At 68.2% G+C, this 13,992-nt stretch carries 9 protein-coding genes; 3 read left to right on the top strand and 6 right to left on the bottom strand.

Annotation, left to right across the window (positions count from 1 at the left end; all coding sequences use genetic code 11):
- Window positions 1–114: 114 nt before the first annotated feature.
- A complete protein-coding gene (locus tag RZ1_RS16635; protein ID WP_083583738.1) occupies window positions 115–1,191 on the top strand; it encodes a hypothetical protein in 1,077 nt (358 codons plus the stop codon).
- A gap of 12 nt (window positions 1,192–1,203) precedes the next feature.
- On the opposite strand, the gene RZ1_RS16630 is transcribed toward RZ1_RS16635, so the two are convergent.
- From RZ1_RS16630 to RZ1_RS16615, 4 genes are all read right to left on the bottom strand, one after another.
- Complete coding sequence (locus tag RZ1_RS16630; protein ID WP_072813584.1) at window positions 1,204–2,031, bottom strand: DUF5602 domain-containing protein; 828 nt, start codon at window positions 2,029–2,031, stop codon at window positions 1,204–1,206.
- Between the two features lie 33 nt (window positions 2,032–2,064).
- Entirely contained in the window at window positions 2,065–3,450 is a 1,386-nt protein-coding gene (locus RZ1_RS16625; RefSeq protein WP_072813582.1) for an FAD-binding oxidoreductase, read from the bottom strand.
- Window positions 3,451–3,567: 117 nt separating this feature from the next.
- Entirely contained in the window at window positions 3,568–6,987 is a 3,420-nt protein-coding gene (locus tag RZ1_RS16620) for an ATP-binding protein (RefSeq protein ID WP_083583737.1), read from the bottom strand.
- A 74-nt stretch (window positions 6,988–7,061) separates the two neighbouring features.
- Entirely contained in the window at window positions 7,062–8,498 is a 1,437-nt protein-coding gene (locus tag RZ1_RS16615; protein ID WP_072813653.1) for an MFS transporter, read from the bottom strand.
- 248 nt (window positions 8,499–8,746) lie between these two features.
- Between RZ1_RS16615 and RZ1_RS16610 the strand changes: the two genes are divergently transcribed.
- Window positions 8,747–10,762 (top strand): TerD family protein, encoded by a 2,016-nt coding sequence (locus tag RZ1_RS16610; protein ID WP_072813580.1) that lies wholly within the window; start codon window positions 8,747–8,749, stop codon window positions 10,760–10,762.
- A gap of 91 nt (window positions 10,763–10,853) precedes the next feature.
- On the opposite strand, the gene RZ1_RS16605 is transcribed toward RZ1_RS16610, so the two are convergent.
- Complete coding sequence (locus tag RZ1_RS16605) at window positions 10,854–11,765, bottom strand: hotdog family protein (RefSeq protein WP_238071843.1); 912 nt, start codon at window positions 11,763–11,765, stop codon at window positions 10,854–10,856.
- 143 nt (window positions 11,766–11,908) lie between these two features.
- On the opposite strand from RZ1_RS16605, the gene RZ1_RS16600 reads away from it, so the two are divergent.
- Window positions 11,909–13,180: an amidohydrolase family protein gene (locus RZ1_RS16600; RefSeq protein WP_072813578.1), complete on the top strand. Its 1,272-nt coding sequence runs from the start codon at window positions 11,909–11,911 to the stop codon at window positions 13,178–13,180.
- A 78-nt stretch (window positions 13,181–13,258) separates the two neighbouring features.
- On the opposite strand, the gene RZ1_RS16595 is transcribed toward RZ1_RS16600, so the two are convergent.
- Window positions 13,259–13,987, bottom strand: a complete 729-nt coding sequence (locus RZ1_RS16595) for a maleylpyruvate isomerase family mycothiol-dependent enzyme (protein WP_072813576.1) — start codon at window positions 13,985–13,987, stop codon at window positions 13,259–13,261.
- Between the last annotated feature and the right edge of the window lie 5 nt (window positions 13,988–13,992).

Genomic DNA, 13,992 nt, shown 5'->3' with positions numbered 1-13,992 from the left:
CGGCCATCGGACCCACGCGCGGGGCGGGCGGCGCGCGGCCGTCTGCGCGGTGTGCAAGACGGACGCATCGGGTTGCCAGAGAATTCTCATAGCCGATCTGTACCGTCGCCGACCGTGCATCCACGTGCGGTCTCCATACTCATCACGCTCGGCTTGATCCTCCTCGCGACAGGCTCCGTATTCGCCTATCTCGATGCACCGGACACGACGGTGACCGTAACCGAGCCATCGGGCACGGCAGCCGATTCCGGTGGCGTCGACGAGGCCCACGACCGGCTGCAGCGCGCCGGGCTTCCGCTGTCGATGCTCGACGGCGGCGTCGGGCAACTCGCCGGCGGCAGCCGTCAGCTCGACGACGGCGCGCGGCAGCTCTCGGACGGTCTCCGGCAGGCGCGAGAGGGCGGGGAAGAGCTCGCGGCCGGACTTGCTCAGCTCGACGGCGGGGTGGCCCAGCTCGGCGCTGGTGCGACGCAGATCAGCGGAGGAGTCGACGAGGTCGTCGGCCGACTCGCCGGGCTCGGCGCGATGCAGGGAACGGTGACCGAGCAGCTCACGTCCGTCGCCGACACACTCGGAATCTCCCCGGATCCGGTGGCACAGAATGCGGCCGGACAGCTGCGCATGCTCGTCGACACGCTCGATACCCAGGGACTCGGCCCGGACACGCTCGACCGGCTCTCCCAGCTACGCGACGGTGCACGGCAGCTCTCCGGCGAACTCACCGATCCGAACGCCCAGTTCGTGACGGGGATGACCCAGGCCGCTGCGGGTTCCCCCCAGCTTCGCGACGGCCTCGTGATGCTCGACGACGGTGGACTGGCGCTGACCGAGGGGACGGGACAACTCGTCGACGGTGTCGGACCGGTAGCGGGTGTCGTCGCGGGGATCGCGGACAACGTGAGATCGGCGACGGAGGCCCTGCCGCGCGTCAGCGGTGCCCAGGCGGAACCTCCGGCCACGACCACGACGACGGCCGATCCGCGATGGTGGCCGTTTGCGGTGATCGCTCTCGGCACCGCGGCGCTCGTGGCCGCCGCACTGTGGACCCGTGTCCCGAGTGCGCGCGGCCCGAGTGCGCGCGGCCCGAGTGCGCGCGGCCCGAGTGCGCGTGGACGGTCGCGACAGGTCGGGGCGATCGCGGGAAACCAGCGCAGCACCGTGTCACCCGGGCGACCCCTCTCGCCCGGGTGACACGGCACATCTCTAGGACGCCTCGCGCAGCGTCAGACCGGACAGTGCGATGACGTACTCGCCGGCCTGCTCGTCGAAGTCGACGGTGTAGACGGTCGGGTAGTACCCGGTCCGCTGGTAGGCGGCGGGTTGCCGGACGTCTTCCCGGATCTGCGGTTTCGTCGCAAGCCACTCGCGGGTCATCATCGGTTCGATGAACGTGAATTCGCCATCCCACGATCCGTAGAGCAGTACTTCGGTGAAGTCGAACGACCCGGGTATCGCCCCGTCGGCGGCATCGGTCCAGTGCATCCCCATGAACGGCACCGTGTTCTCGGCCGCGGGTCCCGGCGGCGGGCCGTAACCTTCCGGAACATACTGCGGTTCCGGAAGGTTGGCGGCTCGTACCGCGAAGTCGGGTGCGGCCGGGTCGATGTCGCTCTCGGTGTCCGTCATGTAGAAGTGCATGTCGAAGTGCGGTTCACCGAACAGCACTTCCGGGTCGTGGCCGTGCGGGTTCCAGTCGAGCATGACGTGCTCGAAGCCGGTCTCGGGGGCACCCGCCGGCAGATCCAGCATCACCATCGTCGTCGTGGCATCCGGACCCTCCGGCAGCCCGTCGAGTGCGGACGCGGACATCCGGATGCCGATCTCCTGGGGATTCCCGGCATCGTCGACGGTGACATACGTTCGGGAGTTCCCTTCCCCCAGTGGTTGCTCCGCGCTGTAGTGGGTCTCGGTGCCGTGCGCGGGTACGTCGGCCCCTCGGGCGACCGGGGTCGCCGGGTCGCCGCAGCCGGCGACGGCGAGGACGGTGAGAGCCGAGAGAGCGAGTCCGGAAGCGGTCCGAACCGAATGCATGGGTGTGCCTTTCGAGGTGACGGTGTCGAGGGTTCAGCGGTCGCGACGCACTACGTGGCCGACGCGCAGGACGCCCTCGCTGTCGTGTTCGTCGGCGAGCGCGCCGAGCCAATGCCAGGTGTCGTCGTCGTATGCGCGGGCGATGGTGTCCGGATCGGAATCGGCCGCGAAGTTCGGCAGCCGGCGTCCGGTGGTCCAGGGCGACATCGCCCGATCGAGGGTGCGGGCGTGCCCGATCACATCGTCCGCCGTGGCCGGCGCCAGCACACCCGCGACCATCAGCGCGAAATCCGCGTCGCGATGACAGAAGGCGCTGCGATGCCTCGGTTCCCGGGCCAGTGCACCCCCGAGGAGACGAACTTCGACGACGGTCTGCGGCGAGCGCGAACCCGGGCCGGCGACGGACAGGAGGACGTCGATCGCCTCGCGGGTCAGTTCCCCGGTCAGCGCGGTGTATTCATGGGTGGGCATGGGGTCGACCGGATCGGCATGCACCGCCCCCACCGCCGCCCACGGCAACACCGCGACGCCGTCGAGGATCGGCGTCGCCACCGAACGGAGGCGACCGATGAGGGCTTCGGCCTCCGCTTGATCCGCGAGACTGGCGAAGCGGACGGCTACGGTCGAGCGTCCCGCGAGCGGCGCGGGCACCTGCGGTAGCGGGGGGAGCTGCAGGAACGCGAGCGAGGTCGAGCTGTGCTCGGGGAGATCGGCGCACCAGTCCAGCCACGCGCGAGCCACAACGTCGGCATCCGCTCCGTCGAAATAGACTGCGCCGCCGTAGAAATGAGTCACCGGAAGCAGGTCGATCTCGACGGCCGTGACGATCCCCAGCGTCGCCTTGCCGCCGCGCAGGCCCCAGAACAGCTCGGCGTGTTCGTCGGGGGTCACGTGCAGCAGACAGCCGTTTCCCGTCACGATGTCGAAGGCGCGCACGAAATCGGAGGACAATCCGTAGGTGCGCACCATCGGTCCGATGCCTCCGCCGGTGAGGAACCCGGCGACACCGACGGTCGTGGAGGATCCGGCCAGCGGCGCCAATCCGTGCGGTGTCGCGGCGTCGATGACGTCCTGCCACACGAGCCCGGCACCGATCCGCGCGGTGCGGGCCTCCGGATCGATCACGCACTCGGTCAGCCGACCGGTATGGACGAGGAGAACGTCGTCCCCCAGCGGGACCGCGCCGTGGCCGGTGCGCTGAACGGCGACCTTCAGTCCGTGCTTCACCGCGAACCGCACGGTCGCGGCGATGTCGGCGGCGTTGTCGACGGCGACGACCGCGTACGGCCGGACCGGGACCGCGACGTTCCACGGTGTCGCCAGCTCGTATCCGGGCTCGCCGGGCAACGCCACCGCGCCGGAGACCGCCGCCCGGAGCGATTCGATCGAGGCGGCGATCGCGGGTGTCGTGGGGATCATCGGATCTTCCTTCCGTCCGTCTTGCGGGTGTGAAGGAAGGATGTCCGAGCTGCCTTGGCCGGTTCTTGGCTCGACCGGTGCGGCGGGTCCAAGCGTCGGCCAAGCGCGGCGGACGGATCAGTCCGGAATCGAGCGCGCGTAGGCGGCCAGGCCGAACATCCCCAGACGGGTCGCGTCGGCGGCCACCTGCTCGATCGCCCGATCCCGAGCCGGCGACACCGCACGGAGCTGGGTGCGCAGCAGCCGGCAGCGCAACAGGGTCGGGGGGCTCGACGTCCGTGTCGCGATCTCCTCGGCGCGATCGAGCAGTACCACGGCGTCCTCGACGCGGCCGAGCAGCGCGTGCAGGCGCGCCGATGCCTCCGCGACGGCACCGATGACTCCCACCTGCCCCACCGTCGCGATGCGGTCGACGAACGGAGCCAGCAGGTCGACGAACGTCTCCGCGTGCTCGGTGAGTTCGAGATCGGCGATAACGCGGGCGATCAACGTGCGATGCCCGAGCGTGGTCCAGGTGAACGGCCCCTGCTCGGCGGACCATCGGGCAACCTCACGGGTGACGGTCTCCCTGTCGCCGCGCGCCGCGGCGATCGCAATACGCCACGAATCCGGTTCCACGAAACCCGGCTGCGCATCGGCGAGCATTCCGTGCTCCCACTCGAGGGTGTTCGCGGCGAGGTCGGCGCTGCCCGCTACGTACAGCTCGGTTTGCAGATGGAACTGTCGCGCAGCCTCGGACTGCCTGCGGGTCTCGTCGAAGTCTCCGCGCCATGCCGCCAATGTCGCTTCCATCCAACGTAACTGGACGCGAATAACAGGTAGGCGCAGCAGGTCGCACCCGACGATCCCCTGCCGCACATGTGCGGCGGCAGCGTCGACATCGGTCAGGTTCGTATGGGCCATGCTCGCGGCCGCGTGGGCGATGACGTCGTCGAATCGGGATTGCCGGTGCTGCAGGGCGAACAACTCGTCTATCAACCCGACGGATTCGTGACTGTGCGTCGCCACCCCGGAGTAGAGCAGGATCCGCCCCAGCAGCGCGTCGGCGACGACATCCGGATCACCTGTCTCGCGGGCGATCCCGAGCGCCCTGCTGCTGATGTTGTCGGGAACGGACGAGTCCGGGTGGTAACAGCTCCCGACCGCCAGTGCCGCCAGCACCCGGGCGTGGGCCGGCGGGTCGTCGGCGACGAACGGTTCCAGGCCCGAGAGCCTTTCGAGCAACGGTCCGGGATCTTTGCCGTAGGACACCCACGGCCACGCACCGGCGGAGCGCAACAGCGCCGCGGCCAGACGTCCGGCGGCCGACGTGCGGCCTTCGCGGACCGCGGCGAGCAGACCGGCGTCGACAACGTCGAGCACCGTCTGGCCGCGACCGGCCCGGGCGAGTGCCTCCACCCGGGCCACGAGCAGATCGTCACGGGCGCCGGCCGATTGCTCGGAGGCCGGCAGCAGATCGAATGCCTGAACCGCCGCTTCCCACCACTGCGCAGCGGTCTCCGAGTTCCATCGCTCGGTCGCTTCCCGCGCGGCGTCCGAGCAGGCGTCGAACACCGTGCGCGGATCGGCCACGGGAAGCGCGGCCATCAGATGCTGCGCGCGCCTGCTCGACCGATCGGCGTCGGAGGAGTCCGCCAGGGCCTCGGCGACCTGGGCGTGGATGCGCTGACGGCGCAGTTCGGGGATCTCCGCGAGCACTTCGTCACGGAGCAGGCCGTGGGCGAACACGTAACCGCGGACGCCCGGGTCGGCGACGATGATGCGCTCGTCGGCCGCGTCGTCGAGATAGTCGGCAAGGGTGTCGAGATCGAGCCGGGTCGCGGCGGCGAGGATATCGGTCTCGATGGTGTCGCCGATGACCGCCGCGACCCGTAGTACCTGCAGCACGGCCGGTTCCACCGCGGCCAGGCGTCGGCCGAGGACCGAGCGGACGGCCATCGGGATTCCCCCGCCCAGACGTTCGTCGCGCGGCAGCCGGGCGTATTCGGAGACGAACAGTGGATTGCCGCCGGTACGTTCGGCGAGCATCCGCGCCTCGGTCGGGCCGAGTTCCTCACCGCACACCTGGCGGGCCAGTACCGCCACCTCGGTCTCGGCGAGCGCCGGCACCACGATGTGCCGGTTTCCGTCCCGGTGCAGAATTACATCGATGAATTCACGTACACCGGAACGCATTTCGGAATCCCGCAGAGTGAGGACGAACCAGGCCCGGTCCCGGTGCAGCGCGCCGACCAGGTATTTCAGACATCGCAGGGAGGTCGGGTCGGCCCATTGAATGTCGTCGACGACGACGGTCAGCGCCGCGTTCTGCGCCGCCACCGTCTCGATCGCATGCAGTACCCGTTCGTACACGGCGAAGCGAGCTTCGTCCGGTTCCACCCCGGTCGGCGGGACCAGCGCGGCATCTGCATCGACACCGAGTTCCCGCAGCATTCGGCGGATCGGCCACCATGCCGGGGCGCCCTCGTCCTCGAGGCATCGGGCCCACACCGCGGTGCCGCCCGCCGCGACCGTACGGGCATCGCACTCCTCGGCCAGCCGGGTTTTACCGATGCCCGCCGGACCGGTCAGCACCAGCCAGCGAGGCGCACCGGTACGCACCTCGTCGAACATGCCGTCGATGACGCCGCTCTCCATTGTGCGTCCCACGAACACACGCCCGGATTCGACCTGCCCGACCGGCACCGCGACGGACGGCGGCGCCGGCGCCGGAACCTCCTCGGCCCCCGACCATCCCGGTGTTCTCGGCCATGCCGCGAGTCCGGGCTCGTGCCGCAGGATCGCGCCCTGCAGTGCGGTCAGTTCGGCACCCGGCAGCAGACCGAGCTCGGCATCCAGCCGCGCGACATGAACGCCGAACTGTTCCAACGCTTCCGGAGAGCGACCGGCCCGATGCAGGGCGAGCATTCGCAGCCAGCACGTCCGGTCCCGGAACGGGAACTCGTCGTACAGCCGGGTAGCCTCGGCGAGAGCCGGTGCCAGCCGTCCCATCGCGAGCAACGCCGTGACCAGCGTTTCACGGCACCCGGTCCGGACCTCCTCGAATCCGGCGGCAGCCACCTCCACCCACCGTTCGTCGCGCAGGTCCTCGAGGAGAGGGCCCCGGACGGACGCGAGAGCACGGCCGGCGACCTCCAGCGCGAGTTCCCACTCGCCGTTGTCCGCGTGCCGCTGCGCCGCCTCCGCGTCGTCGAGGAACATGGACAGGTCCACATCGTCGCGGGTGATGTCGAGGACGTATCCGGGTGGCTGGCGCACGATCGGCGATGCCGCGCCCGATTCGCCGCGCAGCGCCCGACGCAGGTTGGAAATGTACGCCTGGATGCTCGAGACGGCGCTCGCAGGCGCGTCACCCGACCACAACGCGTCGATCAGCCGATCGGTGGACACGACCTTTCCACGGCTGAGCAGCAGGACCGCGAGCACCGCACGTTGCTTGCGCGGACCCAGATCGACCAGGCCCTCCCCAGCACTCGGGTCCAGCGAACGGCCCGGCGTCCGCGCGACCTCGAGTGGGCCGAGCAGTCGATAGATCATGCGTGGCTCCTCGCACCGCAGGCATGGAACGCGTTGAAGTGTAGGGACCTGATCCGGGCGCCGCGCGGGGACCGTCAGGCGATCACGCGTGCGGTCTCGCGCGGGTCGTCGGCGGATGCGCGGGTCGTGCGCAGTGTAGCCACACACACCAGCGCACCGAGCGCCGCGATCACGGCGGACAGCAGCAGCGCCTGATGCAGACCGGTGACGAATTCGTGCGGCGATCCACCGGGCAGCAGCGACTGTGCGGGCAGCAGGGTGCCGAGCCCCGCGACCCCGACGGCGATCCCGGTCTGACGGAACGCATCGTTGATCCCCGCCGCCAGTCCGGAATGGTCCGAGGTACTTTCAGCGAGGACGAGGCCGCTCATCACGGGATTGAACACGCCGGCCCCGACGAGGGCCACGATCAGGCCCGGCAGGATCGCATACCTGGAACTGTCGACGTCGACGGCGGTCATCATGATCAGGCCGACAGCCACCAGGAGCAGGGAGACGCTCAGCGAGACGAACACCGGGACCCGCCGGTCGAGTTTCGCGGTGGCGCCTGCCACGACGAACATCGCCGCGGTCGCGGGAATGTAGAGCAGGCCGGTGTCGATGGGCGACAGGTGCAGGACGTTCTGCAGGTAGATCGTGGTGTAGACGAAGACCGCGAACAGCGACGCGGAGATCGCGAATGCCGCGATCTGAGCGCCGGCGAAGGCTCGGTTCGCGAGCAGGTGCGGGGGCAGCATCGGCTCACGCGTGCGCAGTTCGTGCAGAACGAACCCGACCAGTGCGACCGCGGCGACGATCGCGGCGGCGACGGTCAGCGGGTCGAGCCATCCGTCTTCGTTACCGCGCAGCAGCCCGAAGACCAGGGCCCCCAAGCCGGTGGAGACGAGGAGTTGACCGGGTATGTCGGCGCCGCGGGGATGCGGGTCGCGCGACTCCGGCACCCAGCGCAGCGTCAGGAGCAGGGTGGCGAGGCCGATCGGGATGTTGACGAGGAAGATCGCACGCCAGTTCAGCAGTTCGGTGAGCACACCCCCGACGAGGGGTCCGACGGCGAAGGCCCCGCCGATGGTGGCACCGTAGGCAGCCAGCGCCGCCGCGCGCTGCGGACCCTTCTCGAACACGTCCGCCAACAGCGCCAATGAGCAGGCGAACAGGATGGCACCGCCGATTCCCTGTGCGGCGCGGGCGATGTCGAGGACCCAGATGGTCGGCGCCAGCGCGCACAGCAGCGACGCCACGGTGAACCACACGATGCCGATGAGGAACACGTGGCGCCGGCCCCGGCGGTCCGCCCAGGCACCGGCGCTGAGAACCACGGTGGCCAGCGCCAGCGTGTACGCGTCGATCACCCACTGGAGGGAACTCACGCCGGTCTCCAACTCGACGGCGATCGACGGCAGTGCGGTGTTGACGACCGCGATGTCGAGCATGAGCATCGCGGTGGTCACGCACACCACCGCCAGTGTCGCTCGTCGCGTCGCGGAACTTTTCGGGGTAGCCGGAGGGATCATCGGTCCGTCCGAGCTTGTCGAGATCGAGGTCACCTCGTACACGCTGCTCCCCGACGCTTGGACCGGACCGGGTCGAATTCTTGGATGCGCGATCGAACGGCTTGGGGGAGGCCGGTCCTTCTGACGTTCCGGCGAACCATCCGTGCCGCTCGTCTGCTTTGAAACATTCGCGTCGTCGCGCTCGATGATCCACTCGCGAGCGGCAGCATCGTGTCGTTCGATACTCCGCGAGAGGAAAGGCGCGACCAGTGATCTCTCCGATTTTGAGCAAAGGGCAGAATATCCCGCTCCCCAACGACTTGCACCAGATCGACGTCGTGCTGGGTTGGACAGAATCGGAGGTAGAGATCGACGCGTCGGCACTTTTGCTGAACGCGGAGGGAAAGGTGCGGTCCGACGCGGATTTCGTCTTCTACAACCAGCCCGAATCCGAGGACGGCTCCGTCCGTTTTCTCGGCACCGGATCGACAGAGGAAGGTGCTCAAGCCAGACTCACGATCGACCTGTCGGCAGTTCCCGAGGACGTCCACTCGGTCGCCCTGTCGGGAAGCGTGCACTCGGGCACCTTCGGCGAACTCGGCAAACTCACGCTTCGCGTCGTCGACGGTGCCGGACATTCGCTGGCGGAATACGCAACCGCCGATGCGACAACCGAATCCGCGTTCGTTTTCGGCGAGGTCTACCGGCGAAACGGAGAGTGGAAGGTCAGAGCAATCGGGCAGGGCTGGGACTCGGGCCTCGGAGGTCTCGCACAGGACTATGGAGTCGAGATCGACAACGAGACCGAACACGCGGAACCGGTTGACCCGGTAGAGGAGCCCGCACCGGTCGGCGTCGCGCCAGCGGAAACCACCGCGACGGACTCGGCGCCCGCGGCCGACAATCCTCCAGTAGTGAAGCGCGTCCGAACCGGAGTCCGCACAGCCAAGCGAGCTGCCCGGACGACCACACCTATCGAGTTCAAGCTCGCCGAGCAGGACACCTGGCAGCCGGCGCGGTTGTTCTCCGTGGCGGGCATCGGGGCCGGTGAAGAACAGGAGCGCAGGGCAACTTCGGCACTCGTCGCAACAATGCAGGCGGTGCCGGCATTCGCACGCGCCGTCTGCTCGCGTGTCGGAGCCCCCGCCGGGGGTTTCGAAGGCTATCTCGAAGTTCCCTACGAACGAGGCGAATCTCGTGTCATTCCCGATGCCGTCCTCAAGGTTTCACGCGGCAGTCGACTGTGGACCGGTCTGCTCGAAGTCAAGACCGGTAACGGCAAGCTCAAGCGCGAGCAACTCGAGAACTACCTCGATGTGGCTCGTCGGAAAAAGTACGACGCAGTGATCAGCCTGTCGAACGACATCCCCGCGAGTGCGGGTGAGCTACCGGTCGAAGTGGATCGCCGAAAACTCGCGAAGGTCGCACTGCGCCATCTGTCGTGGGCCGAAGTCGCTCATGAGGCACGGATGTTGTTGTCCCACGGTCATATCGAGGAGAACCTTCAGAACTGGATCCTGCGTGAGTTTCTCCGGTACCTCGACCATCCCCGTTCCGGGGCTTCCGAGTTCGTCGACATGGGCCGTCATTGGGTTCCGGTACGCGAAGCCGTGACTGCCGGAACCCTGCGGCCGAGTGATCCGAAGGCCCAGATCGTCGCCGGAACCTGGGTGGCATTGGCCCGTCATCTCGCACTCCGCCTCACCGCTGAACTCGGCGTGACCGTCAAGCACGTTCTGCCGCGCCGGTTCAACAACGACCCGGATGCACGAAATGCTCACATCGCGGAGAAGCTGGCTGCAGAAGGCACCTTCGAGGCTGTCCTCCGCATCCCGGACACGGTCGGCGATCTTGTCGTGACCGCCGACGTACGTACCAATCGTGTTCGCTGCCGGACAACGCTCGATGCCCCCGACGAAGGAACGTCGGGACGGCGTTTGACGTGGCTCCTCAAGCAACTCGAAAATGCACCCGGTAACCTTCAGGTCGAAGCGGTCTTCTCGGAGCGCGGAAACGAAGCCTGTGAACATCTCGACACCGTCCGGGCAAATCCGAAGGCGCTGACGGAGGGACGCAGCGGCGAAATCGTGTCGTTCTCCCTGGTACAGACGTTCCCGATGGGCAACCGCCGATCGGGAACTGCAGCGGGATTCATCACGAGCGTGACGGCGTCGTCCGACTCGTTCTACGGGTCCGTGGTGCAACCGCTTCGTGGATGGGTGCGGGCGGCACCACAACAGCCGGAGCAGGTCGCACCGATCGCCGCGGAATCCGTCGACGAGTAGCCGTCGAGTGTGCACAAACGGTTGCGACACGCCGCTCGGGTTCCTGAATCCGCCCGCCTGAAACGACCATTTGTGCACCCTCGAACCGCATCTACGGTCGCTGCAGTGTCACCGTCATCAGCGCGAGTACCCGCTCGTCGTCCCCGGCGTCGACCAGCCGGATGTCGATCACGCTGTGGTCGGGGGCGTCCCGCACGACCGTGCCGTACGAGCGCGCCGGGCCGGACCGCACCTGGGACAGGTAGCGGACGAGCATGTCGGTGGCGACGAGACCCGGCCGCATGGCATGTGCGGCGGCCTCGGCGAGCAGGGCCTGCGCGCCGCCCTGGATGGTGCCGATCTGGTTGAGGACGAACAGGCTGCGGTCGAGTTCGAGGACACCGGCTGCCGCGTCGACGACACGCAGGTCGAGACGCTCGTAGATGTCGCCGTCGATTTCCCGCTCCGGGTGGCCCCGAACCTTGCCCACCCATTGTCCGGGTGTGTAGAGGTCCGCGTGGGACGCCGCATGCCGGGGCAGCCGCGCGAAGGTGACGAGCCCGCGCGCGGCGAGTGTCGGTCCGCAGGGCTTCCCGGCCGCGCCGCCGTCGATCTCGCGTGCGAAGCCGGCGAGGTCCTCGCGACCGTGACCGTCGTAGACGTCCGCCGACACGACGACCGTCTTCTTGCCGACCCGGACGAGGTTGGCGTCGACGAAGAGCGGGCCGTCCTTCGGCGCGGTCACCGCGTGCAGGGACAGGTCCTGCGTCGCCGTCCAGTCGCCGCCCCCGGCGACGAGTGCGGGGTCCGAGGTCACGATGTCGACGGCGGTCACCAGGAATCCCAGCGCCGCTCCGCCGGCCGGTGAGCGCAGCTTGTCGGTGAGGTTCGCGCGGATCACCGATCGTCGCTCGTCGAGCAGGAGGGTGTTGAGCCCGAAGTCCGCGGTGAACGTGCGCGCCCCCGACAGGACGAGCTCGGACAGATCCTCCGAGAAGTCGACGGAAATGGCGTTCTCTTTCATAACGGCATCATGTCAGAGGTACCACCCGCCGCGTAGGAGCCTTGTCGACGTACTTCGAAATCTGGATTCTCAGATCTGAAAGTAATATTCTCACATGAAGCGAGTGCCGCCGGGACAGCTCTGTTCCGCACGAGAGGATTCCGATGAACATTGACGACATGGTGATGATCAGCATCGACGACCACGTGGTCGAGCCACCCGACCTGTTCGAGAAGTACTTCCCGAAGAGCCTCAGGGACCAGGCGCCGAAGCTGACCGCAAATCCGCGAAATCCCGACGTGCAGGCGTGGATGTTCCAGGGCGTCGTGGTCGGGAGCTCGGGCCTGAACGCGGTCGCGTCGTGGCCGAAGGAGGAATGGGGCATGGACCCCACCGGTTACGCCGAGATGCGGCCCGGCATCTACGACATGGACCTGCGCGTGCGCGACATGGACGCCAACGGCACCCTCGCAGCGACCCTCTTCGCCACGTTCCCCGGGTTCGCCGGCACACACCTGGCGAGCCTGCCGGACAAGAAGCTCTCGCTCGCCGCCTGCAAGGCGTTCAACGACTGGGTGGTCGGTGAGGTCCCGAGCACCTACCCCGGCCGGTTCATCCCGCTGGGCATCGTCCCGTTCTTCGACGTGGACGAGTCGGTCAAGGAGATCGAGCGCCTCGACGCGATGGGGGTCCGTTCCATCAGCATCCCGGAGACCCCGTACGGCGTCGGCGAGGGCTACCCGCCCTTCAAGTCGGGCTACTGGGATCCGATCTTCAAGGCGTGCGCCGACCGCAACATCGTGCTGAGCCTGCACATCGGGGGCGGCATCAGCCTCGTCAAGCGCGCCGAGGGCTTCGACCTCGACGACATGATGATCCTGACCCCGCTGATCTCGACGATCGCAGCGACCGACGTGATGCTCAGCGGCGCGATCAAGAAGTTCCCCGACCTGAAGTTCGCGATGAGCGAAGGCGGGGTCGGCTGGGTTCCGCCGTGGCTCGATCGGCTCGAACGCCACGTCACCAATCAGGAGTGGACCGGACGGACCTTCCTGCCCAAGGGCATGACCCCGACCGACGCATGGCGCAAGAACTTCCTGGCCTGCTACATCACCGAGCCGAGCGCGCTGAGCAACCGCGACCGCCTCGGCATCGACACGATCGCGTGGGAATGCGACTACCCGCACTCGGATTCGACCTGGCCGAACTCTCCGGAGATGCTGATGACGGAGCTGACGGCGTCGAACTGCACCGACGCGGAGATCGACAAGATCACGCACGAGAACGTCGCCCGGTTCTTCGACTGGGATCCGTTCAAGCACATCCCGCGGGAGCAGGCCACCGTGGGCGCGCTGCGCGCCAAGGCGACCGACGTCGACACCAGCGAGACGTCCAAGCACGAATACCGCCGCCGCTACGAGCTCGCCAACTCGTAGACAACCCGTCCCGTGTGCCTTTCGTGGCGGTCACGAGGGCCCGACAAGGCACACGGGCGGCGGGGCCCGCACGGGCGTTCAGACGGTCACGGCGCTGCGCCAGCGCTCGAGGATCGCGCGATCCCCGAAAACCTCGAACCCGGCGGAATCCACCCGGTTCCACAGCAACAGCAGCAGATCCGACGCAGAACCCCGCACCGCGACATCGCCTTTCGCGTGGGCGTGTTCGACGGTCACGGCATCGGCACCCAACGCCAGCAACCACTCGCCGGCACCGGCCCCGACGCCCGGGTCGGTCGCGTGCAGATGGATCGTCTGCCCACCACGGTGCAGGTCACCGGTGCCGCGGTGCGGGACGATCACCTCGAACAACTCGTCGACACCGTCGAGCGCCAGGGCGGTGTCGATCGGCGTGGCGTGGCCGACCGCCAGTTCCGCGTCGACGCGGTGCAGTGCGGTTTCGATCGCCATGCGCCGCATCCAGAACGCGGAATGCCGCGGTCCGTCCCAGGTCTCGACCGTCCGTTCCGGGTCGACGGCGCGCTGGGCCGCGAGCAGATCGTCGAGCCCGCGCCGCACCCAATCCGCGAGATGCTCCGGCGCAGGCGGTGTTTCGATCTCGGATGAGCCTCCGCCGGTGGCCAGCCACGTCGCCGCCCGCCGATGCACCCGTCCGACGTGCCCCACGAGCCGCTCGACGCTCCAGCCAGGACAGGTCGGAACGGGTCGGTCGAAGCGCCCGTCGATGACGTCGAGCAGCCGGTCGGTGTCGGCGCGCAGCAACGCCGGGTAATCGGGACGAGTCATGGCCC

This window comes from Rhodococcus zopfii NBRC 100606 = JCM 9919 (genome assembly GCF_001895025.1).
Taxonomy (GTDB): Bacteria; Actinomycetota; Actinomycetes; order Mycobacteriales; family Mycobacteriaceae; genus Rhodococcus; species Rhodococcus zopfii.
The sequence above is the reverse complement of the archived record's forward strand: the minus strand, read 5'-3'. Positions and strand labels throughout refer to the sequence as shown.

What these genes read in the sequence shown, in the direction of transcription:
- RZ1_RS16630 (WP_072813584.1), bottom strand. Translation starts at nt 2,031, where the DNA reads ATGCATTCGGTTCGGACCGCTTCCGGACTCGCTCTCTCGGCTCTCACC.
- RZ1_RS16625 (WP_072813582.1), bottom strand. Translation starts at nt 3,450, where the DNA reads ATGATCCCCACGACACCCGCGATCGCCGCCTCGATCGAATCGCTCCGG.
- RZ1_RS16620 (WP_083583737.1), bottom strand. Translation starts at nt 6,987, where the DNA reads ATGATCTATCGACTGCTCGGCCCACTCGAGGTCGCGCGGACGCCGGGC.
- RZ1_RS16615 (WP_072813653.1), bottom strand. Translation starts at nt 8,498, where the DNA reads ATGATCCCTCCGGCTACCCCGAAAAGTTCCGCGACGCGACGAGCGACA.
- RZ1_RS16605 (WP_238071843.1), bottom strand. Translation starts at nt 11,765, where the DNA reads ATGAAAGAGAACGCCATTTCCGTCGACTTCTCGGAGGATCTGTCCGAG.
- RZ1_RS16600 (WP_072813578.1), top strand. Translation starts at nt 11,909, where the DNA reads ATGAACATTGACGACATGGTGATGATCAGCATCGACGACCACGTGGTC.
- RZ1_RS16595 (WP_072813576.1), bottom strand. Translation starts at nt 13,987, where the DNA reads ATGACTCGTCCCGATTACCCGGCGTTGCTGCGCGCCGACACCGACCGG.